Consider the following 23,825-nt stretch of genomic DNA (forward strand, 5'->3'; position numbering starts at 1 on the left):
CAAAACCATGAAAAGTCCTCAAAATTGGTCAAAACCCCGATAAAAGGCCCAAAATAATTGTTGAAATACACAAAAGTTTGTCGTAGCAAAGGGTCCCCGCTTGGGGGTTAATTCGTAATTTAATAGATAGAATTATTCCCCATGGTAGCACACGGCTTCGATATCAGCTATATTACAGAACACAAACTTGAAATCGGAGTTTTTAAGTTTTACAATAATCTGGTGATCGGGGAGGTAAAGGAAGGTGTTCAGATCACCCTGGATAATGCCCTCCCGCTACTTGCCCTGGGCATTGAATATTACAACAAGGACAAACCTGTTATTTACCTCTCAAACCGTAAAAATTCCTATTCATTTGACCCCACCATGCATTTTGAGGTCAACAAGCTCTTTCCTTATTTAAGGGGTTATGGGGTAATTACCTACGACGAACTGAACTTCAGGGTGGCCCGGCTGGAGCAGCGTTTCCTGAGTTGTCCCTCCGGAGTCTTCCACTCTATGGAAGAGGCCATGAACTGGGCCTGGGAGTTGTTGCATCCTGATAAGGCTTAGCTTCAGCGATAAAAATTCATTTCATCCATATACTTCCACACCGCTTCCGGGAGTAGCGGCCGAATATTCTTGCCGGCTTTGTGTTCCCTGCGGATAAAGGTGGCCGAAATCTGCATTATGGGGGCTTTTACAAACTGTATCCCGGGATATCCCTTCAGTAATTCCGGTATCGGATTCTCAGAAATCCGCGGATAGACATAAATGGGATAGTATTCTAAAATGGCCTCATAATTTTTCCATTTATGGAAACTCTTCAGGTTGTCTTCGCCCATAATCAGCGAAAAATCCCTTTCCCCTCCGTATTTATCCTGCAGAATTGCGAGTGTGTCAACGGTGTAATTAGGTTCAGAAAGACCAAATTCAATATCGCTTACACCCAGTTTTGGATAGTCCTTTACCGCCTCGTAAACCATCTGATAGCGGTGATGGTTCTCCAACAGGCTCTTTTTCTGTTTAAAGGGGCTCTTGGGGGTCACTACAAACCAAACCTCATCCAGGGCCGTAAATTCCACTAAATGATTCGCGATCACCAGGTGGCCGATATGGATGGGGTTAAAGGTGCCAAAGAATAAACCGGTTTTTTTCATGTGCGGGGCTTTAACCACCAGATCCCATTATTTCTCCTTATCCGTTTTTCGGTCTTTCTTAAGGCCAATAAAATCTGAGACCAGTTCCTCTGCCTCCTTTAAAGCCGTATCGAGGTCGAAGTTTTTGATGATATGGTCAAACTGTGGCGCGGTTGCCAGCTCAACGGAGGCCTTTGCAATACGCATGTTTATTTTATCGTCGCTTTCTGTACTCCTTTTCTTCAGCCTGATCTTTAACTCATCCACACTGGGCGGTTTTACAAAAACGGCCAGGGTTTGTTCGGGAAACTTTTTCTTGATTCTCAGACCGCCGGAAACGTCTATGTCAAAAATGACATTTTTGCCTTCTTTCCACAAGCGCTCCACTTCGGATTTTAAGGTGCCGTAAAAGTTATCGCGATATACCTCTTCCCATTCCAGGAAATCTCCGTCGCGGATATGCTTCTTAAATTCGGAAATAGTCATAAAGTAATAATGCTCGCCTTGCTTTTCCCGGGGCCTCCTGGGGCGGGAGGTTGCCGAAACGGAGAATGCCAGGTTCAATTCCGGTTGTGCAAGCAAATGCCTGACAATGGTGGTTTTCCCACTACCGGACGGGGCTGAGAATACGATAAGTTTCCCTTCCTTCATCTAGAGCACATTGAGGATTTGTTCTTTAATTTTTTCCAGTTCATCCTTCATCTGAACTACTACCCTTTGCATGGGGGCATCATTGGCTTTGGACCCAATGGTGTTGATTTCCCTTCCTATTTCCTGACAAATAAAGCCAAGTTTTTTACCATTGGAGTCTGCCGAAAGCAAGGTCTGACTAAAATATTCAAGGTGTTTGGCCAGGCGTACCTTCTCCTCTGTAATATCGTATTTTTCCAGATAATAGGTCAACTCCTGTTCAAAACGATTGGCGTCTACCGTTTCCCTGAGTTCCTTTACAGCCCTTTCCAGTCTTTCGCGTACCGCGGAGAGCCGATCCTTATCAAGTTCCCTGACCTCCTCGAGATATTCTTCAATTGCGAGAATACGGGCTTTAAAATCTTTCTCCAGCGCTTTTCCTTCTTCCAGGCGGAATTGATCCAGTTCTTTCAGGGCTTCGTTTAAAACGGCTTCAATTGCCTTGAATTCCTCTGGGTCAATTTCCTCCCGTTCAGAGCGCAGGGCATCGGGCAGCCTCAGAGCCATTTCCAGTAGCTGGATATCCGCTCCGGGGGCAATGGCTTTTAACTGCTGCATATAGTTTCGCACAACCTCCTCATTGACGGAGGTGCTAGTCTCTTCCCCGTTCTTTTCCACAAACAGGTTGAAATCAATTTTGCCCCGCTGCAGGGCCTGGGCAATCGTGTTTCGGAAAACCAGCTCTTTTTCCCGGTACGCCTGCGGAACCCTTGCGTTGATATCCAGGCTTTTGCTGTTGAGGGATTTTAATTCTACCGTAATTTTTTTTCCGGGCAATTGCACAACATGCTTCCCGAAACCGGTCATTGAGTGGATCATAGCTCTTTACGCTGATTTGGGTCAAAGGTAACAAAATTTAATATGGAAACAGGGGTAACTCCCGCCACTAAAGGCCTGAGGCCAACATCACTTTCTTTTTCCAACAAAGCAGGTTAGGTTATAATTCCCGTACCCAGATATTCCGGTAACTCACCCTGCTGTTATCGCCATGGTCCTGAAGGCGGATGGGCCCATCCCCATGTGCCGGGTTTTTGGGCCAGCCAATATAAGGGGTAGTCCCTTTTATCTCTGCATGGTCCTGAACCAGTACCCCATTGTGGATTACAGTTAAGGTCCCGGATTTAATCTTGTTACCCGCCTCGTTGAAAACAGGCTGATGATAAATAATGTCATAGGTATTCCAATCGCCGGAAGCTACAGAGGCCATTGCCAGCGGAATATGTTGCTTATAAATGGAGGCTACCTGCCCATTCACATAGGTGGCATTGTCATTGTTGTCCAGCACCTGAACCTCGTATAAATTGTTGAGGAAAACACCGCTGTTTCCTCGGTTCTGCCCATCCCGCTCCACTTCTGCCGGGGATCGCCATTCCAGGTGGAGTTGTACAGAGCCAAAGTTCCGTTTGGTTTGTATGTCGCCCGTTTTATCATTTACGGTCATACTCCTATCATCATTCAGGTGCCATACTACTGCGGTGCTATCCTGGCTCATCACCCACTCATCAAATCCTGAACCGTCAAAGAGGACAATGGCATCAGAGGGAACGCCGTTCTGACCAAATGGCTCCACTTTAGGGGGTTTTGGTTCATAAGCCTCTGTCTGCTCCGGCTTTGTGGGCTCTTCGCCCTGATATTCCTCGTATACGATCTCCGGATCTGCTGTAGTTTCTTCTGCCTTGGGGGCCTGCTGTTTACAACTGCTCAATACCAGCATCCCCATAAGCAGGGCGGTGTAATTTTTCATATTAAAGGGGTTTGATTTTTATATTGCGGAAGGCTACCGGATCGCCGTGGTCCTGCAAACCAATTTTCCCGGTCCTGAATTTTGAAAAGCCTTCCCAGCCGGCAAACTTGGATTTGGCAACCATTGCGTCCCATTGGCTGTTTCCCAGGGGGAATTCCACAATCGTTTTCCCATTCAGTTGCACGCTTCCCTGACCCGTTTTATGGTTTACGGTTATCAATGTTCGATTCCATTTACCTACAGGCAGGGTCATATCCTCTGAAGGGGCCACCATATCGTAAAGGGCTCCAGCCTGATGGGTTGTCCCGTTCTTGGCATCCGGGTGCCCGGAATTGTCCAATACCTGTATCTCCGGACCGGTCTCATAGGGTTGCCCGTATTTTGGGTCTTCGTAAACCCCCCAGAAAATACCGCTATTGCCCCCTTTGGAAATCTGCCATTCAATGGCAAGCTCAAAATCGGTAAAGGTATCGCGACTCACCAGGTTGTAATTTACGCCTTCCCTTCGCTGTTCAGGAGGGTCAAAAAACAAGGCTCCATCCCGGATATTCCATCCTTCTGGCACCTCGTCCTGTAAATAACCTTTCCATGCCTCCAGATCTGTGCCGTCAAAAAGAGTAATCCATCCGCTGTCCTGGTCGCTTTCCATTATGTTTGCCTGTAGTTTAACCTCTTGTGCCTGCTCTGTTTTTGTCTTGCCTTTGCAGCCCGCAAAAATCAATACTATTATCGCTACTAATCCTGTAAGTCCTTTTCTCATCGCTTTATAATCCCAGTATTTTTCGCAACATATCCTTGTCGATCTCTCCCCCGGCAAAATCATCGAAAGTCTTTTGTGTTGCCTCTATAATATGATCCTTTATAAACCTGGCTCCTTCCCTGGCTCCCTGCTCAGGGCTTTTAATGCAACACTCCCATTCCATCACTGCCCATACATCGCATCCGTACTGGGTTAATTTGGAAAAGATGGTTTTGAAATCTATTTGTCCGTCACCAAGTGAGCGATAGCGTCCTGCCCGCTGGCCCCAGTCATTATACCCGCCGAAAGCCCCTTTCTTGCCGGTTGGATTGAACTCCGAATCCTTTACATGGAAGGACTTAATAAATTCGTGATAATGATCTATATAGGTAATGTAATCCAGTTGCTGTAAAACGAAATGGCTGGGGTCATAGAGGATGTTAACCCTGGGGTGTTTCCCGGTGGCCTCAAGAAATCGCTCAAAAGTATCCCCGTCATGAAGGTCTTCCCCTGGGTGTATCTCATAACAGACATCTACCCCTTCTTTATCAAAATGATCCAGGATGGGCTTCCAGCGCCTGGCGAGTTCCTCAAACCCCATTTCAACCAGACCGGCCGGACGTTGAGGCCAGGGATGCCAGGTATGCCAGAGGAGTGCCCCGGAGAAAGTGGCATGCGCCTTCAGTCCCAGACGCCTGCTGGCCGTACCCGCCTTTTTAACCACATCTACTGCCCACTCAGTTCGCGCTTTGGGATTGTTTTTAACTGCCTGCGGGGCAAAATTGTCAAACATCAGGTCATAGGCCGGGTGTACAGCAACAAGCTGTCCCTGCAGGTGGGTAGACAATTCAGTGATTTCCAGACCGTAGGAATTGATTTTTCCCTTAAGTTCATCACAGTACCCCTGGCTTTCCGCGGCCTTATCCAGGTCTATCAGAAAAGATTCCCAGGTGGGTATCTGAATTCCTTTGTACCCCAGGTCGGCCGCCCATTTGCACATCCCGTCCAGACTATTAAAAGGGGGCTTGCTGTCTACAAATTGAGCAAGAAATACCGCAGGGCCTTTTATTGTTTTCATCGCTTTTGATTTTTCTGCTGCCCGGATGTGATTTGTCCGGGAGTGATTATACTGAAGTCCCCGAATGTTCCGGGTCAACTTTTTTAAAATGGCTTTACAACAGGCAAAAAAGCGGTCCCGATTTACGATTTATGCCCTATATTTAGAGAACTTTATCCGCGGTGGGCCTGATAGTGCTGCCGTTATAAATATAGAAAAACCCCAACAATAAAAGAACCCGTATTTTGATACATCCATCTGAAGAATTCGATGCAATTGTTGTAGGTACAGGTATAACCGGAGGCTGGGCTGCAAAAGAACTATGTGAGAATGGTCTTAAAACCCTGGTTCTGGAAAGGGGCAGAATGGTTACCCACATAAAAGATTACCCAACCATGAACCTGGACAACTGGGATCTTCCAAATGGAAATAGAATGAGCCGGGAAGAACTGAAAAAATACCCCAAACAAAGCCGGGTGGGTTGGGCCCCGAATCCTGCTATTGCTCACTTTTTTGTTAATGATCTGGAGTATCCCTATCAGGAAACCAAGCGTTTTGACTGGATTCGCGGCTATCAGGTTGGCGGGCGATCCCTCACCTGGGGACGGCAAAGTTACCGCTGGAGCGATCTGGATTTTGAAGCGAACAAAAAAGAAGGTATTGCCGTAGACTGGCCCGTGCGCTATAAAGACCTTTCTCCCTGGTATGATAAAGTAGAAGAATACATTGGCGTAAGTGGTCAGAAATTGGGGCTGGCGCATTTACCCGACGGTAAGTTTGAGCCTGCTATGGACCTGATGTGTCCGGAGGAGGATTTGCAAAAGGCACTGGAGGATCAATTCGATGACGGACGCTTGCTCACCATAGGGAGAGTTGCCAATTCTACCGATACAACTGCCCCACATGAAGGCCGCAATCCCTGCCAGTTCAGAAACCGCTGCTGGAGGGGTTGTCCTTTTGGCGGGTATTTCAGCAGCAATTCGAGCACCCTGCCTGCGGCCGAAAGGACCGGAAACATGAGTCTGAGGCCAAACTCCATTGCTTATGAAATCATCTATGACGATCAGCAGAAGCGTGCGACAGGAGTTAAGATTATCGACGCCGAAACCCGGGAAACACAGACCTTTAATGCTAAAATTATTTTTTTATGCGCCTCCGCCATGGCCTCTGTTGGCATTTTATTGCAATCAAAAAGCGAGCGTTTCCCGGATGGGATCGGAAATACATATGACCAGCTGGGCAGAAATATCATGGACCATCACTACCAGCTGGGAGCGTCGGCTAAAGTGCCAGGACATCTGGATAAGTTTTATAAAGGAAGAAGGCCCAACGGCTTTTATATTCCCAGGTTTGTAAACATGGGCGGGAAGCCGGTTAAAAATTATCTTCGGGGCTTTGGCTATCAGGGAGGTGCCAGCCGGGATGACTGGACCCAATCCATCGCAGAATTGGGTTATGGCAAAGGACTAAAGGAGGCTATATTGAAACCTGGCGGCTGGCAGATCGGAGCAACCGGCTTCGGGGAAATGCTGCCCTATCACGAAAACCGTGTCCGGTTGAGTACAACCCAAAAAGATCAATGGGGACTTCCGCAATTAGATTTCGATGTGGAGTTCAGGGAAAATGAATACAATATGCGGGAAGATATTATCCGTCAGATTACTTCCATGTTTAAGGCTGCTGGCTTTACGGATATCCGGCCCTATGAAAATGAAACCGGACCCGGCCTGGGCATACATGAAATGGGCGGGGCACGCATGGGTTGGGATGTTAAGACTTCTGTGGTAAACAGGCATAATCAGGTTCACGAAGTTCCCAATATCTACGTAACAGATGGCGCCTTTATGACCTCTGCAAGTTGCGTTAACCCATCCCTGACCTATATGGCCTTTACCGCCCGGGCTGCTAACCATGCCGCCAATTTATTCCGGCAGGGTAAATTTTCTTAATTTGAATACGTAACATGAAAAATGCTTCTGCTAAACAGCTTTGGGGAGATTATCTCGATAAACATCTGGAGTACGCCTTTGTGCCGGAGCCACGGATAGATCACTTTGGAGATACCGAAGCAATTGCAAACGACTGTTTAAAACTGGTACTCAAAGGCAAGAAAAGGGCAACTACCCACAGCCTTTTGGGTTTGCAATACAGGAAAGAGCCCCTTCCCAAAATAGGCGACTTTACCATTATAACCAACTGGAAGGGGGAAGCGCGCTGTATTATCCGCACGGTTGCCGTTCGCCTCAAACCCTTTTTCAGTATCTCAGCTTCCTATGCAAAACTGGAAGGAGAGGGAGATGGTTCCCTGGAGTACTGGAAAAAGTCGCACTGGGAATATTACAGCCGGGAACTGGAGCCTTTTGGACGTGTGCCCAATGAAAGTATGATTGTAGTCTGCGAAGTTTTTGAAAAGGTCTTTGGGCGTTAGGAATTAATCCAGCGTTACCCAGTTATTGCCTCCTTTATGCGAAGCTACCGTGGCTTCAATAAAATTCAGCCCGCGTACCCCGTCCATCATGGTTGGGAATTCTCCTTCATCATATGCCTCGCCACGAATGGCTTTTGCCACTCCTTTATAAATGTTCCCCATGGAATCAAATATCCCTTCGGGATGTCCCGGGGGAAGCTTTGTCCCATCCAGCGATAATTTAGAATTGTATTCATGCCCTGGCGTGTAAACCTGCAGAGGCTCGGTATCACTTAGTTTATAAAGCGTATTGGGATGCTCCTGTTCCCAGACCAGCCCGGCCTTCTCCCCATAAATACGAATGGCGAGCCCATTTTCTTCTCCGGTAGCCACCTGGCTGCCCCGAATTACTCCCTTAACATGTTCCCCCATCCGGATCAGCACGGTCCCGTCCACATCCATCTGGTTATCCGAATAGAGGTAGTTAAAATCACAAAGTAGCGATTTCACTTTCAGGCCGGTAGTGTATTCAACCATATTGAAGGCGTGAACACCAATATCGCCCATGCAGGAACTGATTCCTGCTTTCTTCGGATCCAGGCGCCAGACTGTACTCCGCTTTCCCTTATCGTGTATGATGGTATTGATCCAGCCCTGGTAATAGCGGGCATCCACTTTGTGAATTTTACCCAGCTCCCCGGCCTTGATCATCTCGCGCATCTGCCGCACCATCGGATATCCGGTATAGGTATGGGTTACCGCGAACACGGTCCCCGCTTTTTTATGGGCCGCCTGCAGGATTTTTGCCTCCTCGTAGGTAGTGGTCATGGGTTTTTCACAGATTACATGAAACCCGTTGTCCAGTAACTTTTTGGCCATGGGAAAATGCAGAAAATTCGGGGTCTGTATGGAACAGACCTGTATGCGTTCCGATTCCGGTAATTTCATTTCTTCGGCCACCAGGGTATCAAAGTCCTTATAAATTCGGTTGAGTGGAATATCGATCTCTTTGGCAAAATCCAGACTTTCCTGATGCTCCGGGCTGAAAACCGCCCCAACAATTTCATAATTGTCATACATATGGGCTGCAACCCTGTGCAGTACCCCAATCAGGGAATCGCCTCCCCCTCCTAAAATTCCTAATCTTATTTTCTTTGGCATCTTCCTGATTTTTATTTTTTGTATTCGATTACTTCGTTTTTAAAGAAAATAGCAAAAAGTACGGAAACCACAAGCGCAAAAATGGCCGGGAAAGTCCAGATTCCAGTCCAGTCGTGAGTATTCTCACCCAGGAGATTCATATCGTAAATTTTACCGGCTACCCAAAATCCTATCAGCATCCCAAAGCCGTAGGTCGCCAGGGTGATAAGGCCCTGTGCGGCACTTTTATATTTTTCCCCGGCTTTTGAATCGGTATAAATCTGCCCGGAAACGAAAAAGAAGTCATAGCAGATGCCGTGCAGGGCAATCCCCAGGATAAGCATAAATGCAAGGTCGCCCGCATTGCCATATGCAAAAAGCAGGTAGCGGATGGTCCAGGCCAGCATCCCAGCCATAATGGTCTTTTTAAATCCGAAACGCTTGAAGAAAAAAGGCAATAAAAGCATGAATAATACCTCTGAGGCCTGGCCAATGGTCATTTTTCCGGTAGGGTTATCCACTCCAATTTCAGCAAGGAATGGGTTGGCGTTTTGGTAGTAGAAAGCCAGGGGGATACAGATCAGGACCGAGGAGATAAAAAAGATCAGGAAATTACGGTCTTTCAAAAGCTTTAGAGCGTCCAGCCCCAACATGGTAGAAAGACCCACTTTCTCACCGGTATCGGCAGTTGGGGGCGTCTTTGGAAGCGTAAAACTGAATATCCCCAAGACCGCAGAGGCAATGGCCACCATCAAAAAGGTATTTTTCAACATCCCTTCTGCCCGTGCCTCCGGAGAATCCCACAGAAAGACATAAGAGATTATCAGCCCGGCTACAATCCAGCCAATGGTCCCAAAGACTCTGACTAAGGAAAATTCTTTGGCCGGGTCTTTCATTTGATTAAAGGAAATAGAATTTACCAGTGCCAGGGTTGGCATATATATGATCATATAACCCAGAACATACGGGTAAAAGCCTGCAAAATCCACAGAAGAATACATTTGGTACATCAGGATGGCTCCAAGCAGGTGTAAGATCGCAAGGATGCGCTCAGCATTAAAATAGCGGTCTGCGATAAGCCCGATAATAAATGGCGCAATAATGGCCCCCCAGGATTGGGTTGAAAAAGCCATGGCAATTTCCCCCCCACTGGCCTTGAGGTTGTCCCCTAAAAAAGTACCCAGTGTTACAAACCAGCCACCCCAGATAAAAAATTCAAGGAACATCATCAGGGATAACTGAACTTTAATGCTTGTTTTCATTTGTTTTGGTTAATTATCGTTTGTAAATGATATAGTCCAGGGCAAGCGGTTGCAGCCCTGCTGCCCGGACATCGTTTGATATTTGTGCTCTGTGGTGGGTTGAGTGATTGATAATATGAAAAAGGATGTCCTGAAGGCTGCTGGTATGGTTCTCCCCTTCCGTGGTCTGATAGCTGATGCGCTTTTCAAAGGAAGTAGCATTGGTTATGACTTCAAAAGAGGTTCGCTGGTTTTCGTAATGCAATTCCTCCCATTTTTCCAGAGGATGTAAATCCCAGACTCCGAATTGCGGATCTGTTTCCTGCAATCTGGTGTTCCAGATATGGTGTGCATTCAGGATATGGCTGAAAAGCTGCCGGGTCCTTTCCGGAACCTTCTCCATTTTGGAACAACTTTCAATCAGTTTTTTATTACAGAAAAAGTTATAGTCAAACAGTTGGTGAAAAAAAGGCTCCATCAATTTCAGATACAATTATTATATTTTTTGAGCAACCTCCAGAAGCAGTTCCCGGGTTGCGAGGATTCCGGCTTCTTCGCCAAGTTCATTCCCCTCGTATTCTACCCCTACAAAGCCGGAGTAGCCTGCATCCTTGACCAATTGCATCATTTTGAGAAAGTCGGTTTCCGTTTCATTCCCCTGCCCGTCAAAATTATGGGACTTGGCGCTTACCGCCTTCGCATACGGCATAAGTTGCTCCACTCCCAGATAGCGATCGTACATTTCTGCACAGCCCGAGCCGTAGTCGGAAGGATCATTCCGGCGGATACAGAAGTTTCCAAAATCGGGCAGCGTCCCGCAATTCTCCATCCCAACCTGCTCCATTACGGTTGCGAGCATTTCCGCGTTTGAAGACAGGCCTCCGTGGTTTTCAACAAGAATATTGATCTGCTTCTCTCCCGCATAGGTTGCCAGCTGGGTAAGTCCATCAACAGAATTCGGGATCCACTCCTGCGGATCGGTACTACCGGAAAGGTTTACCCGTATGGAATGGCATCCCATAGCGGCGGCCGCATCTACCCATTTGTAATGATTTCTGACCGCCGCTTCGCGCTCTACAGCATCTGTGGTGGCCAGATCACCCTGACCATCAATCATGATCAGAACATTTTCCATTCCGTGCTTAGAGGCCTCCTCATTACAGCGGTCTACAAATTTTTTCATGGCTTCTGGTGAAAATTCAGCCGCTTCCAGTTCTTTATAATATAGGCCGCTTACATATTCCAGGCCCGTAAAACCCCAGTTCTTGGATCGCTCTGCAAAGCTGTACGGATCTACTCCCTCATTCCAGATCATTCTGTGCATGGACCATTGGGCCAGAGATAACTTAAAAAAGGGAGCGGTGCTGATAGCTTCACCTTCGTTATTTTCCATTACTGCCGTTTTCTTTTGTTCCTTGCAGGCGGCCAGACCCAGTATGGACATAGCCACTCCTGCCTTAGAACTCCGTTCTATAAATTTCCTGCGTTTCATTTGGGTTTTGATTCTTGTTTGGTTCAGCCTTAATCAGGGAGTTCGGGATGTGGAATTTTCATCCGGTATCTTCCGCAATTCAGGCCGGTTGCAGTATTGTTAACAAACAGCCCTTTTAATTGCGAACCCTCAGGATTTATTGGTGTTTAAATGTAGAAAATTAATTTAATATTTAATACATTTAGCTTCTAAACAATTTCTTACATGAGTAAATTCTATTACAACGAGGAACAGGAATCCTACGATGCCATTGTGGTGGGCACAGGTATCAGTGGCGGATGGGCCGCCAAGGAACTCTGTGAACAGGGGCTTAAAACACTGGTCCTCGAAAGAGGTAGGATGGTAAATCATATTGAAGACTACCCTACTGCAAATATGGACCTCTGGGATTTTCCCAACAATGGCGAATTGACCAGGGAACAAAAGGCCAGGCAGGAAAAACAGGCACGAACCGGATATACGGCCAGGGCTCCGCATAATTTCTGGTTTGTGGACGATATTGATCACCCCTATAACGAAACCAAACGATTTGACTGGATGCGGGGGTATCACGTGGGTGGTCGCTCCATCATGTGGGGACGGCACAGTTATCGCTGGAGTGATATAGATTTCGAGGCAAATAAAAAGGACCGCATTGCAGTAGACTGGCCCGTGCGCTATAAAGATATTGCGCCCTGGTACGACAAGGTGGAATCCTTTATTGGGGTGAGTGGCGAGCAGTTGGGCCTGCCACAATTGCCAGACGGGGTATTTGAACCTATGATGGAACTGAATTGTGTGGAACAGCATATACGGGAAAAGGTTGCAGAAAATTTTGATGGCAGGGTCATTACTGCCGGACGGGTTGCCCATATCAACAGCGATAAGGAATACGAGGGGCGCATCCGATGCCAGTTCCGCAACCGCTGTATCCGCGGTTGTCCTTTCGGGGCGTATTTCAGCAGTAATTCCTCTACCTTGCCTGCAGCCGAACGAACCGGGAACATGACGCTGCGACCAGATTCCATTGTACATGAAGTCATTTATGACCCGGATACTAAAAAAGCAACCGGTGTAAAAGTTATAGACCGGGTTACCAAGGAGGCTTATGAGTTTAAGGCAAAAGTAATTTTCCTTTGCGCTTCCTCCATGGCTTCCACGGCCATCCTGATGCAATCCAGATCCGACCGCTTTCCGGATGGATTGGGGAACGATTCGGACCAACTGGGACGCAACATAATGGACCACCACCTGAACATTGGGGCCCAGGGAAAATATGATGGTTTTGAGGATAAATTTTACAAAGGACGCAAACCCAATGGAATCTATGTTCCGCGTTTCCGAAACCTGGGAGGGGCCTCTAACCGCAATGACTTTATTCGCGGATACGGTTATCAGGGAGGGGCTTCCCGAAGTAACTGGGACGAGACTGTAGCGGAACTCTCCCATGGAGCAGCCCTTAAGGAGGCGATCCTTAAACCTGGTGGCTGGACATTTGGAATGTCCGGATTCGGGGAGATGCTGCCCTATGAAGACAACCGTATGACCCTGGATTACGAGAAGACTGATCAATGGGGGCTGCCCACCATTACCTTCGATGCCGAGTTTAAGGAGAATGAGTTAAAAATGAGGGAAGACATCAAGGAACAGGCAGTGGAAATGCTTACAAAATCAGGACTAAAGGATGTACAACCCTTTGATCGGCCCGGGGCACCCGGTCTGGGCATACACGAAATGGGAACTGCCAGGATGGGAAGGGATCCCAAAACATCCGTGCTGAATGCATATAACCAGGTTCACGCCGTTAAAAATGTGTACGTCACAGACGGGGCCTTTATGACCTCTGCTTCCTGTGTTAATCCATCTCTCACCTATATGGCCTTTACGGCGCGGGCTGCAAATCACGCTGCCGAAGAACTTAAAAAAGGAAATTTATAATGGACAGAAGACTCGCACTCAAAAATATGGGAATTGCGGTGGGTTATACCGTAGCCGCTCCAACCTTGCTCAGTATCCTGCAAAGTTGCCAGAGCGAACCAAAAGAGGTTTGGAACCCGGTTTATTTCAGCGCCGATGAGGCGCATGTAACAAAACAGCTGGTAGATATTATCCTTCCCAAGACAGATCTTCCTTCGGCTTCCGAGATGCAGGTACATAAATTTCTGGATCAGTTTATGGACCAGGTAATGGAATTGGAAGAAAGGGATTTTATGCGGATGGCCATGGGGAAATTTATGGAGAAAGCCCGGACTGCTTCCGGAAAGGAAACGATTCTTGAGCTGACTTCTGAAGACCTTGAACCTGTATTAGCTGCAGCCCTTGTAAAAAAGAGCCCTGAAGATGAAAGTGCTATTTATGAGACCCTGGGATCCTACCAGGAATCCGTCGAAGCAGGTACCCCTGCCGAGCTGGACACGGATATAGCCTGTTATATGTTTGCAAACAACCTGAGGGGCAGCGTAATCTGGGCGTACAAAAACACGGAATATATCGGGGAAGAAGTACTGGCCTATTTACCGGTACCGGGCGAATACATCGGTTGTGCTCCTGTAGAAGAGCTCACCGGAGGGAAGGATTGGTCTATAACCCGATAGTTAATCCCGTTTGAATCGGAGAAAATTTATACGTGATTCTGGGCTTGTTGCAGGAGCATTAACTGCAACAGGCCCTTTTGTTTTTTCACAGGCTGCTGCAAAACAGCCTGCTTTTAAATTGCATTACGCCCCCCACCTTGGGATGTTCCGCGATCATGCCGGGGACGATCCATTGGCACAGTTGCACTTTATGGCAGACCAGGGGTTTACTGCTTTTGAAGACAACGAGATCAAAAAGCGAACTGTTGCTGAACAAGAGGCAATGGCTGCCGTTATGCGCCAACGCAATCTGATAATGGGTGTTTTTGTAGCCCATACCATTTACTGGAAGGAGCCAAACCTGGCGTCCGGGGATGCCGGGAAGCGGAGCGAGTTTTTGGGTGAAATTAAAGCTTCGGTTGAAGTTGCCAAAAGGGTGGGGGCGAAATGGATGACGGTGGTTCCCGGGCATCTGGACCTCTCCTTATCCATGGGTTACCAGACAGCAAATGTGATTGAAAGCCTCAGGCAGGCTGCAGCTATCCTGGAGCCGCATAATCTGGTTATGGTACTGGAGCCGTTGAATTTCAGGAATCATCCCGGTCTGTTCCTGAGTGGATCACCTCAGGCCTATGAAATCTGCAAAGCTGTAAATTCCCCATCCTGTAAAATACTTTTTGATATCTATCACCAACAGATACAGGAAGGGAATCTGATTCCGAATATTACCCACTGCTGGGATGAGATTGCCTATTTTCAAATAGGGGATAACCCGGGTCGCAAGGAACCTACTACCGGGGAAATAAACTATCAGAATATTTTCCGCTTTCTCAAATCAAAGAATTATCGCGGAATCCTTGGGATGGAACACGGAAATTCCATTCCCGGGAAAGAAGGGGAAAAAGCCGTTATTGCAGCATATCGGGAAGTAGACAGTTAGGCCTGGTACTAAGGGCATTTGAGCTGGAATCCTGAGAGGGGTAATCATTCGGTTTATTCTTTATACCCGTAATCCGAAGCTACTGTTTAATGCGTATATAATTACAACCCGAAACCCTGGGACATGGATTTTTCACTCTTATTTCTGCTTTTTTATCTGGCGTTGTTTCTAATTGGCAGAAACATTTATAATGTGCTCGAAAATTTACGCAAATAACTACCGTGTTCATTCCATTACAAAAAAACACCTCAGCCAAGACCAGGATGTGACTTGTACTGAGGTATTTTCAAATAATAAACACTCAATTTACAGGCTGTACTCCTTTTAAGAGCCGCACATCAGGCAATCATCGTCTGCCTGTCCCTGCTTAGCCTGTTCAATTAGCGCCTTCATCTCTTCCGGGGTCAATGGTTCCACATCCGGATCTTCCCCTTTAACAGGAGTAGTTTTTACAGCGAGGTTCTCAGCTTTCTTTGAAGCAGTTACCGGAGCGGCAACTACCGCTTCTTCGGCAACCGGTTCCTTCTTCTTGGTATTATCAAGTGTAAATTTAATAGCGTCCACAGCCGCTTTGGTCCTCAAGTAATACATCCCCGTTTTAAGACCGCTTTTCCAGGCATAGAAATGCATGGAGGTGAGTTTGGAATAATTAGCATTTTCCATAAAGAGGTTTAGTGACTGGCTCTGGTCGATAAAATATCCGCGCTGACGGCTCATATCAATGATGTCCTTCATGCTCAATTCCCAAACGGTCTTGTAGAGTTCCTTGATCTCTTCCGGAATACCGTCAATATGCTGTACGGAGCCATTGGCTCGCATCAGTTCCTGCTTAAGCCCTTCATTCCACAGGCCAAGGCTTACCAGGTCTTCCAGTAGGTGTTTGTTTACAACAATAAATTCCCCGCTGAGTACCCTTCGGGTATAAATATTTGAGGTATAAGGTTCAAAACACTCGTTGTTACCGAGGATCTGTGAGGTGGATGCAGTTGGCATGGGCGCAACCAGGAGGGAATTCCGGACCCCGTGCTTCTTGATGGATTTACGCAATTTATCCCAATCCCACCTGCCGGAAAGTTCTTCATCCTTAATTCCCCACAAGTTATGCTGGAAGAGACCCTCAGAAATTGGGGAACCCTTGTAAGTAGAATAAGGCCCCTCATCTTTTGCCAGTTCCATAGAAGCGGTAGCAGCAGCGTAGTACAGGGTTTCAAATATTTCCTGGTTGAGTTTCTTGGCTTCATCGCAAGTAAAGGGGAGTCGCAAGGCAATAAAAGTATCTGCAAGCCCCTGTACCCCAAGACCTACAGGCCTGTGGCGCATATTTGAATTTTCCGCCTCCTTAACCGGGTAGTAATTGCGATCGATAACACGGTTGAGGTTTTTGGTGACCCTTTTAGTAACCTTAAACAATTCCTTATGGTCAAATTCGCCATTCTTTATAAACATGGGTAAGGCAATAGATGCCAGGTTACAGACCGCGATTTCATCAGGAGAGGTATACTCCAGGATTTCCGTGCAGAGGTTGGAAGACCTGATCGTTCCCAGATTTTTCTGGTTACTCTTCCTGTTGGCTGCGTCTTTATAGAGCATATAGGGGGTTCCGGTCTCTATCTGAGACTCCAGAATTTTCTCCCAAAGTTCCCTGGCCCGAATGGTTTTCCTTCCTTTGCCTTCTGCCTCATAGCGCATGTAGAGCTCCTCAAATTCCTCACTATGGCTGGTAAAAAGGCCGGGGCATTCATTGGGGCACATCAGTGTCCACTCTCCGTCCGTTTCTACACGCTTCATAAAAAGGTCCGGAATCCACATGGCGTAAAAGAGGTCTCTGGCCCTCATTTCTTCTTTCCCATGGTTCTTTTTCAGTTCCAGGAAATCAAAAATATCGGCATGCCAGGGTTCCACGTAAATCGCAAAACTTCCCTTTCGTTTTCCCCCACCCTGATCTACGTACCGGGCCGTATCGTTAAAAACCCGCAGCATGGGTACAATTCCATTGGAAGTTCCGTTTGTGCCGGCTATATAAGAGCCCGTTGCCCGGATATTGTGGATAGACAGTCCGATCCCACCGGCAGATTGCGATATTTTGGCCGTATGCTTCAGGGTGTCATAAATACCGTCAATGCTATCATCCTTCATCGCGAGGAGGAAACAGGAAGACATTTGGGGTTTGGGTGTACCCGAATTAAAAAGCGTCGGAGTAGCGTGTGTAAAATATTTCTTGGACATCAGCTCATATGTCTCTTTAACCGCCTCCAGATCATTCAGGTGTATCCCCACTGCCACCCGCATCAGCATATGTTGCGGCCGTTCGGCAATCTTCCCGTTTATCTTCAGCAAATAAGAACGTTCCAGCGTTTTAAACCCAAAATAATCGTAACCAAAATCCCGATTGTAAATAATGGTGGAATCCAGCATGTCTGCATTCTCGTTGACCACCTTGTACACTTCATCAGAAAGCAGCGGTGCCTTTTTGCCCGTTCGCGGATTGACGTATTCATAAAGGTCCCTCATGGTTTCCGAAAAGGACTTCTTGGTGTTTTTATGCAGGTTGGAGACAGAAATCCTTGCAGCCAGTTTGGCGTAATCCGGATGGGAAGTGGTCAGGGTTGCGGCAATTTCTGCAGCCAGATTATCGAGCTCTGATGTAGTGACCCCATCGTACAGTCCTTCAATGACCCTCATGGCCACCTTTACGGGATCTACCAGGTCATTCAGACCATAGCATAATTTTCGAACTCGGGCAGTAATCTTGTCGAACATTACCGGCTCCTTTCTTCCATCTCTTTTTACTACAAACATTTGCTTAGGATTATAAAGTTGTTATGTGGGTTTGGTTTGATTTATGTTAAAAAACTTAACATTTTAAGTTTTAGTCACAAAAAACCCGCAACAACGGGTTTTCTGTACTTGGCCTTCTTAAAAATCTGCGTCGAAGCTTATTTTCTGAGCATCTGAGTCCTTCTCCTTATTCAACACCCCGGCTTTCTGATATTCGGAAACCCTTTTCTCAAAGAAATTGGTTTTGCCCTGCAGGGAAATCATATCCATGAAATCAAATGGATTGGTTGAATTATATACTTTTTCACATTCCAGTTCTACCAGGAGTCGGTCGGTCACAAATTCAAGATACTGCGTCATCAGCTTGGCATTCATCCCAATCAGGCTCACAGGAAGTGATTCGGTAATAAATTCCCGCTCGATGTTAAGGGCGTCTACGATAATGTCTGTAATGCGTTCTTTGGACACCTTGTTGACCAGGTGTTTGTTATGCAGGTGTACGGCATAGTCGCAGTGCATCCCTTCGTCCCTTGAGATCAATTCGTTGGAAAAGGTCAATCCCGGCATCAGGCCCCTCTTCTTGAGCCAGAAGATGGAACAAAAAGCCCCGGAAAAGAAAATCCCTTCCACTGCTGCAAAAGCGATCAGCCTTTCAGCGAAGCTTGGAGATTCTATCCATTTTAAAGCCCAGTCGGCTTTTTTCTTAATGGCTGGAAAATTCTCTATCGCCTGGAAAAGTAAATTCTTCTCTTTTTCGTCTTTTACGTAGGTATCGATCAGCAGGGAATAGGTTTCGGAATGGATATTTTCCATCATAATCTGAAACCCATAAAAGAATTTCGCCTCGGAATACTGTACCTCGTTGACGAAATTTTCAGCCAGGTTTTCATTTACAATCCCATCTGAAGCAGCGAAAAAGGCTAATATATGTTTGATAAAATATTTCTCATCGTCATTGAGCTTTCCGTTCCAGTCAGCCAAATCCTGATGCAGGTCAATTTCCTCAGCTGTCCAGAAACAAGCCTCACATTTCTTATACCATTCCCATAAATCGTGGTGTTTGATGGGGAAAATTACGAAACGGTCTTTGTTTTCTTGCAATATGGGTTCTACAGCTACGGACATTATGTGCTTTTTTTAGGTTAAAAAAAATGAGTGAAATAACTTCCAGTTGGGACTAACAAATATTGGAAATTGAGAACGATTTGGAAAGGGTGTTTTGCCTTTTAAGTCCCAAAGTTTTTAACACAAGTTGTTGAAATCTAGCTTAGACAGCCTTAACATGGCACTTCCGGGATTTAAAAAAATATCCGAGGGATATCGGCAGGTTTAAACAAAAAAAATAAACCAAACAGTAGCTTTTGTGACATACCCCTTGGTTTAATTTTTAAAAGTATTGATACTATCAAACGTACGGCCCCTCAGCGTGTCAAAATTAAATAACACCGGATGTTGACTTAGGTAGTTCCCCCGAAACCTAAAAATCCAACACTCGCCTATTTCCCGTTAGGGTTTCGGCTCGTTTTCCGGTGTATTGACGCCTTTAAGTAGCTGCTAAATACATAACAGACCGGAGCCGTACTTACCGTTTGACAGTATTTCAAATACTTTGTTTCGTGCTTTTTAAAAATTGCGCTGTGTCTTAAGCGGCAAGGCATTAAAAAAGCCGGCCAAATGCAATTCTTTCCCATCCACGTCCTTTAGGAACATGTTCAGGTTACCAGAAACCGCGTCCTCTGCAATACTTTTTATGGAAATCATCCCGGATTCAGTAAAATACAGGGATGAATTCGTATCGAAAAGGTCTGCATATCCGAAAACGGAATCATCTCTGCTCAGGATGTTCTTTTTTTCTTCGTTCACCCAAAACTCCTCCGGTTGAAGAACCATATCCTTTCCAGTTATGGGAATCAAAAAACCAAAACTATAACCCCTGGATATTTCTGAACTTAAAAAATGTAGCTTGAAAACCCTGGTATTTCTTAACCCAGATTGCTGCCTGTCAAATTCAAAATAGACCGGGCCCTGGTATTTGATAGTTTTCCCTTGCAATTCAGTGCGAAGTATGTAGTCGCCCTTGCTCACCAATTTATCAATATCATTAGACCCGGGAGCAATATATGAGATACTGCCAATAAGCAGGAAAGGGATCATCCCTCCCAGCATCCATCGCAGAATCAAATTATTTTTAATGCTCATTTATCCTGGTTTGTAGGAAACAAAGATCTGGCTGGGTCGCTCTGTGAAGAATCAGATGAAGGCTTATTTATCTTTACTTCCTGTGCTATTTCGGCCTGAAAGGCTTCCGTATCTTCTGCAGCGGTATGGGAAGCTGAAAGGATATACAAGACCATTGTACAAATCAGGGCTAAAAAAAAGAACAAACATTTTTTCATGATTCATTTCATTTGCAGGAATGTCTGCATCCAATCCAGGCATGAAAATAAAAAGAGGTCCAACAGCGGAGAGGGTCAGATGTGTAAATGGAGCTAAAAACTGTATAATCCGCTATTATGCCTGTCCTCATTCTTTAGAATCAGACCAAAATCTGTCAAAATCTGTTCATTTATGGCCCATTTCCAGCGGTTTGCACATCTTTGGTGCTTACCTGGTTCCGGCTCATAAATTTTAAGTAATTTTCATTATCGTAAAATGAAGGCATGCTGCAAGCGGTAATAGTAGATGATGAAGAAAAGGCCATTCAGGGTTTGAAATGGGAGCTTACGAATTTCTCAAATGAAATTGAGGTAGTGGCATCCTTTACAGATCCGTATGACGGGCTTGATTTCCTGGAGAAAAACTCACCTGATTGTGTTTTTCTGGATATCGAAATGCCTGCTATGGACGGTTTCCAGTTTATTCAAAAACTACAGAATGAATTTGTAGCAATAGTTATTACAACAGCTTACAACCAATATGCCATAAAGGCCCTGAAAAACGAAGCCATCGATTACCTTTTAAAGCCTGTAGATACTGATGATCTGAAACAAACCATTTCAAAGATCAGGAAACACCGGTCTCGCAGGTTAAATGCCGAAAAACTGGAACGATTACTAGTCAGCCGTAATAGTCCCGCTTCCGGAAAAAAAATAACTTTAAATACAGACGGTAAATTGGTATTCCTTGAAAATGAAGACATCCTTTTTGCGGAGTCTGATGGGAACTACAGTACCATTTTCCTGACAGACGGACAAAAAATGGTGCTGACCAAAAAATTAAAGGAAATAAATGAGATCCTTCCGGAGGATGCTTTTTTCAGAATTCACAACTCCTATATTGTCAACTTAAATAAAATCAAGGAATTTCTAAAAACGGATGGTTATGTAATACTAGAATCCAATCACAAAATCCCGGTTTCCAGGACCAAAAAGTCCGATTTCCTGGATCTGATTTAAGTTCTACTGTTCATGCTGCGCCTTTCAAAATTCCTTTTCCTGCAACTCATTTACCTCTTCATTGCTGGAGGTGTTTCCGGGCAACAAACCCCCAAAGATTTTAATGCGCTATCAGACAGCATTATTGAGGAGGGCCCCACCTACGAAGCATTTGAAAAAACCTTCAGGGATTATCGGGACACCTTACTCTTTAGGGAATTAATCGAAAAAAGCAAGAAGGACAGTCTGCTTTCGGGCCTCACCTATGGATATAACCGAATGGCAGCCCTCAGTTCTGATATTACGGAATACAACCAGGCTATTGAATATCACACAAAAGCCCTGCAGGCTGCCACAGGAAAGGAAACGTATGGAGTAAGACTGATTACCCTGAACAGTCTTGGGAGCCTGTCTTTGAGAATAGACTCTATAAAAAATGCGCTGGACTACCATCAGGAAGTTATCAACCTCACAACATCAGATTCCGAGCCATCGAGGCAGGTTATACTCGAAATGGGCAAGGCGAACCACGGGATAGGAAATATTTACAGCAGTATTGGCCAATACGAGCTGGCCATCAATTATTACCAGTCCGCCCTGGAGTATTATGGGGAAATCAATTTTTCCGAAGGCCTGGGGTTTACCAATAATAAAATTGGCGAAAACCTGGAAGCCCTTGGTAAACTGGGTGAAGCCATGGAGTACTACGGCATATCCGCAGAGATAAATAAAAACCTCAACTCCAGACGCCTTCAGGTACTCAATAATACGGGAATAGCTCATGTATTGGTGCACGAGGGTGAGGCTGCGAAGGCCAAAAAAATACTTTTACCACTACTGGATAAAATAGAAGGGCTTCCCGATGATGAACTCATTCCACTGATCTATATTCAATACGGCTGGGTAGAACTAAACCTTAAGAACTACCAGACTGCTGAATCCTATCTGACAAAAGGCCTGGAGCTGGCCGAAAAGGGGAATCTGACCGCATATGTATATGATGCAAATACCTGGCTACACGACCTCTGGGAAGCGCGTGGAAACATGGAAACGTCCCTGTTACACTATAAAAGGGCCCAGGAGGCCCGATACAAAATCGCCAATAACAGGATACTCCGTTATGTTTACGATGCCGTTTCGCGTTCCGAGAAGGAAAAAAGGAATATCCAGATGGAAATACTGGCAAAAGAAAATGAGATCTTTGGGATGCAATTAAGGCGCAATCGCACTACCCTGCTCATTGGAGTATTATTCCTTATCCTTTTTTCACTCATCCTTCATGTGGTATACCGGCAGAACAAACTGACTAACGAGAAAAAGGTTATGGCCCTGGAACAAAGCAGGCTCAGGAGTCAGATGAATCCGCATTTTTTGTTCAATTCCCTGAACTCCATTAAGTTATATATAATTAATAATGAGAAGAAAAATGCCGTTCACTACCTCAACAAATTTTCCAAACTGGTCCGGAAAATACTGGAGGCTTCCTCACAAAAGGAAATCTTCCTGGATGAAGAACTGGATACGGCTGCACTCTATATGAACATAGAAAACATCCGGTTTAACAATGAAATAGAGTACAAGATCAGCATTTCGGAAGGGGTAGACCCGGCTCATATTAAAATTCCATCACTGCTATTACAGCCTTTTTTGGAAAATGCAATCTGGCATGGTCTCTCCTCCAAAGTAGGAGATAAGAAAATCGAAATAGAAATAACCAACCCAAAAAAGGGGTATATATCATTGACTATTCGCGATAATGGGGTTGGGAGAAATGCCTCCCAGCGCTTAAAAAATGAGAGGGTGGTTAAGAGAAAATCCGTTGGAATCGATATCACGGAAGAAAGGCTGGCCAACTTCGCAAAGGACTACCAGAATTCTTATGAAATCTCAATAAACGACCTCTATGGTGCGGACGGGGCGCCGGCCGGCACTGAAGTCAATCTCCGAATCCCGGTGATCTAGGGAGACTGTTGGTATTCCCGGGCTACTTCCTCCAGTTCTGCATACCAGGCAGCTCCAAACTTTCGTATAAGGGCCTCTTTTACAAACTTATATATCGGGACTTTCAGTTCAGCCCCAAGGGAACAGGCCGGATCGCAAATATGCCACTGATGGTAATTAACAGCTGTAAGGGAAGAATATTCCTGTACCCTCACAGGGTAGAGATGGCAGGAAACCGGTTTTTTCCACGAAATCGCCCCTGCATTATAAGCGGCTTCAATCCCGCATTTGGCAGTTTTTCCCTCATAGATCACATAGGCGCATTCCTGCTCGTTTACCAAAGGTGTTTCCCATTCGCCGTCCTCTCCTTTTACATATGTCCCCTGGACCTCGATCGCTGCTATCCCGGCCGGTCGTAAAAATGGCCTGAGGTCCTGGAATATATCTGCGAGGATTTTGGTCTCCTCCTCTTCCAGCGGAGCGCCTGCATTCCCATCTACGCAACAAGCTCCCTTGCATGCCTGCAGATTGCAGACAAAATCTGAATTGATTATTTCTTCCGAAACAATGGTTTTCCCAAGTTGAAACATCCTGCCGGTTTAGGGCTCCAAA

Annotated in this window: 22 protein-coding genes; 8 read left to right on the forward strand and 14 right to left on the reverse strand. The window is 45.9% G+C overall.

Features of this window, described 5'->3' with window-relative positions; translation table 11 throughout:
- Nucleotides 1-141: 141 nt before the first annotated feature.
- Entirely contained in the window at nucleotides 142-552 is a 411-nt protein-coding gene (locus ACT6NU_RS05230; RefSeq protein ID WP_445383409.1) for a hypothetical protein, read from the forward strand.
- Nucleotides 553-554: 2 nt separating this feature from the next.
- On the opposite strand, the gene nadD is transcribed toward ACT6NU_RS05230, so the two are convergent.
- The 6 genes from nadD to ACT6NU_RS05260 all read right to left on the reverse strand — a co-directional run bounded on the left by nadD (nucleotide 555) and on the right by ACT6NU_RS05260 (nucleotide 5,369).
- Entirely contained in the window at nucleotides 555-1,139 is a 585-nt protein-coding gene (gene nadD, locus ACT6NU_RS05235; protein ID WP_445383410.1) for a nicotinate (nicotinamide) nucleotide adenylyltransferase, read from the reverse strand.
- A 27-nt stretch (nucleotides 1,140-1,166) separates the two neighbouring features.
- Nucleotides 1,167-1,769 (reverse strand): guanylate kinase, encoded by a 603-nt coding sequence (gene gmk, locus ACT6NU_RS05240; RefSeq protein WP_445383411.1) that lies wholly within the window; start codon nucleotides 1,767-1,769, stop codon nucleotides 1,167-1,169.
- On the reverse strand, nucleotides 1,770-2,627 hold the full coding sequence (locus tag ACT6NU_RS05245; RefSeq protein WP_445383412.1) for a YicC/YloC family endoribonuclease: 858 nt from the start codon (nucleotides 2,625-2,627) through the stop codon (nucleotides 1,770-1,772).
- Nucleotides 2,628-2,745: 118 nt separating this feature from the next.
- Nucleotides 2,746-3,552 (reverse strand): 3-keto-disaccharide hydrolase, encoded by an 807-nt coding sequence (locus tag ACT6NU_RS05250; RefSeq protein WP_445383413.1) that lies wholly within the window; start codon nucleotides 3,550-3,552, stop codon nucleotides 2,746-2,748.
- 1 nt (nucleotide 3,553) lies between these two features.
- Nucleotides 3,554-4,312 carry a 3-keto-disaccharide hydrolase gene (locus ACT6NU_RS05255; protein WP_445383414.1) on the reverse strand — a complete coding sequence of 253 codons (759 nt, stop codon included), beginning with the start codon at nucleotides 4,310-4,312 and terminating at the stop codon, nucleotides 3,554-3,556.
- 4 nt (nucleotides 4,313-4,316) lie between these two features.
- On the reverse strand, nucleotides 4,317-5,369 hold the full coding sequence (locus ACT6NU_RS05260) for a sugar phosphate isomerase/epimerase family protein (protein WP_445383415.1): 1,053 nt from the start codon (nucleotides 5,367-5,369) through the stop codon (nucleotides 4,317-4,319).
- Between the two features lie 224 nt (nucleotides 5,370-5,593).
- Between ACT6NU_RS05260 and ACT6NU_RS05265 the strand changes: the two genes are divergently transcribed.
- Nucleotides 5,594-7,297, forward strand: a complete 1,704-nt coding sequence (locus tag ACT6NU_RS05265; protein ID WP_445383416.1) for a GMC oxidoreductase — start codon at nucleotides 5,594-5,596, stop codon at nucleotides 7,295-7,297.
- A 14-nt stretch (nucleotides 7,298-7,311) separates the two neighbouring features.
- Nucleotides 7,312-7,776, forward strand: a complete 465-nt coding sequence (locus ACT6NU_RS05270) for an ASCH domain-containing protein (protein WP_445383417.1) — start codon at nucleotides 7,312-7,314, stop codon at nucleotides 7,774-7,776.
- Between the two features lie 3 nt (nucleotides 7,777-7,779).
- Here the strand turns inward: ACT6NU_RS05270 and ACT6NU_RS05275 are convergent, their stop codons facing one another.
- From ACT6NU_RS05275 to ACT6NU_RS05290, 4 genes are all read right to left on the reverse strand, one after another.
- On the reverse strand, nucleotides 7,780-8,916 hold the full coding sequence (locus tag ACT6NU_RS05275; protein ID WP_445383418.1) for a Gfo/Idh/MocA family protein: 1,137 nt from the start codon (nucleotides 8,914-8,916) through the stop codon (nucleotides 7,780-7,782).
- 11 nt (nucleotides 8,917-8,927) lie between these two features.
- Nucleotides 8,928-10,157 carry a nucleoside permease gene (locus ACT6NU_RS05280; protein WP_445383419.1) on the reverse strand — a complete coding sequence of 410 codons (1,230 nt, stop codon included), beginning with the start codon at nucleotides 10,155-10,157 and terminating at the stop codon, nucleotides 8,928-8,930.
- 13 nt (nucleotides 10,158-10,170) lie between these two features.
- On the reverse strand, nucleotides 10,171-10,539 hold the full coding sequence (locus ACT6NU_RS05285) for a DinB family protein (protein WP_445383420.1): 369 nt from the start codon (nucleotides 10,537-10,539) through the stop codon (nucleotides 10,171-10,173).
- A 93-nt stretch (nucleotides 10,540-10,632) separates the two neighbouring features.
- Nucleotides 10,633-11,628, reverse strand: a complete 996-nt coding sequence (locus ACT6NU_RS05290; protein ID WP_445383421.1) for a sugar phosphate isomerase/epimerase family protein — start codon at nucleotides 11,626-11,628, stop codon at nucleotides 10,633-10,635.
- 204 nt (nucleotides 11,629-11,832) lie between these two features.
- Here ACT6NU_RS05290 and ACT6NU_RS05295 point away from each other — a divergent pair, with 204 nt between their 5' ends.
- The 3 genes from ACT6NU_RS05295 to ACT6NU_RS05305 are packed head-to-tail and all read left to right on the forward strand — an operon-like array spanning nucleotide 11,833 to nucleotide 15,120.
- Entirely contained in the window at nucleotides 11,833-13,545 is a 1,713-nt protein-coding gene (locus tag ACT6NU_RS05295) for a GMC oxidoreductase (protein WP_445383422.1), read from the forward strand.
- Nucleotides 13,545-14,201: a gluconate 2-dehydrogenase subunit 3 family protein gene (locus tag ACT6NU_RS05300; RefSeq protein WP_445383423.1), complete on the forward strand. Its 657-nt coding sequence runs from the start codon at nucleotides 13,545-13,547 to the stop codon at nucleotides 14,199-14,201. The genes ACT6NU_RS05295 and ACT6NU_RS05300 overlap by 1 nt, the downstream gene beginning before the upstream one ends.
- 10 nt (nucleotides 14,202-14,211) lie before the next feature.
- Nucleotides 14,212-15,120, forward strand: coding sequence for a hydroxypyruvate isomerase family protein (locus tag ACT6NU_RS05305; protein ID WP_445383424.1), 909 nt, complete (start codon nucleotides 14,212-14,214; stop codon nucleotides 15,118-15,120).
- A 324-nt stretch (nucleotides 15,121-15,444) separates the two neighbouring features.
- Here ACT6NU_RS05305 and ACT6NU_RS05310 read toward each other — a convergent pair whose 3' ends face one another.
- The 3 genes from ACT6NU_RS05310 to ACT6NU_RS05320 all read right to left on the reverse strand — a co-directional run bounded on the left by ACT6NU_RS05310 (nucleotide 15,445) and on the right by ACT6NU_RS05320 (nucleotide 20,097).
- A complete protein-coding gene (locus ACT6NU_RS05310) occupies nucleotides 15,445-17,919 on the reverse strand; it encodes a ribonucleoside-diphosphate reductase subunit alpha (protein ID WP_445383425.1) in 2,475 nt (824 codons plus the stop codon).
- 117 nt (nucleotides 17,920-18,036) lie between these two features.
- Nucleotides 18,037-19,023 (reverse strand): ribonucleotide-diphosphate reductase subunit beta, encoded by a 987-nt coding sequence (locus ACT6NU_RS05315; protein WP_445383426.1) that lies wholly within the window; start codon nucleotides 19,021-19,023, stop codon nucleotides 18,037-18,039.
- A gap of 498 nt (nucleotides 19,024-19,521) precedes the next feature.
- Nucleotides 19,522-20,097, reverse strand: a complete 576-nt coding sequence (locus ACT6NU_RS05320; protein ID WP_445383427.1) for a hypothetical protein — start codon at nucleotides 20,095-20,097, stop codon at nucleotides 19,522-19,524.
- Nucleotides 20,098-20,558: 461 nt separating this feature from the next.
- Between ACT6NU_RS05320 and ACT6NU_RS05325 the strand changes: the two genes are divergently transcribed.
- Both ACT6NU_RS05325 and ACT6NU_RS05330 read left to right on the forward strand, forming a co-directional pair.
- Nucleotides 20,559-21,293: a LytR/AlgR family response regulator transcription factor gene (locus ACT6NU_RS05325; RefSeq protein ID WP_445383428.1), complete on the forward strand. Its 735-nt coding sequence runs from the start codon at nucleotides 20,559-20,561 to the stop codon at nucleotides 21,291-21,293.
- Between the two features lie 12 nt (nucleotides 21,294-21,305).
- On the forward strand, nucleotides 21,306-23,234 hold the full coding sequence (locus tag ACT6NU_RS05330) for a tetratricopeptide repeat-containing sensor histidine kinase (protein ID WP_445383429.1): 1,929 nt from the start codon (nucleotides 21,306-21,308) through the stop codon (nucleotides 23,232-23,234).
- On the opposite strand, the gene ACT6NU_RS05335 is transcribed toward ACT6NU_RS05330, so the two are convergent.
- Nucleotides 23,231-23,803, reverse strand: coding sequence for a DUF3109 family protein (locus ACT6NU_RS05335; RefSeq protein WP_445383430.1), 573 nt, complete (start codon nucleotides 23,801-23,803; stop codon nucleotides 23,231-23,233). The genes ACT6NU_RS05330 and ACT6NU_RS05335 overlap by 4 nt on opposite strands.
- Between the last annotated feature and the right edge of the window lie 22 nt (nucleotides 23,804-23,825).

The organism is Robiginitalea rubriflava (assembly GCF_052540725.1).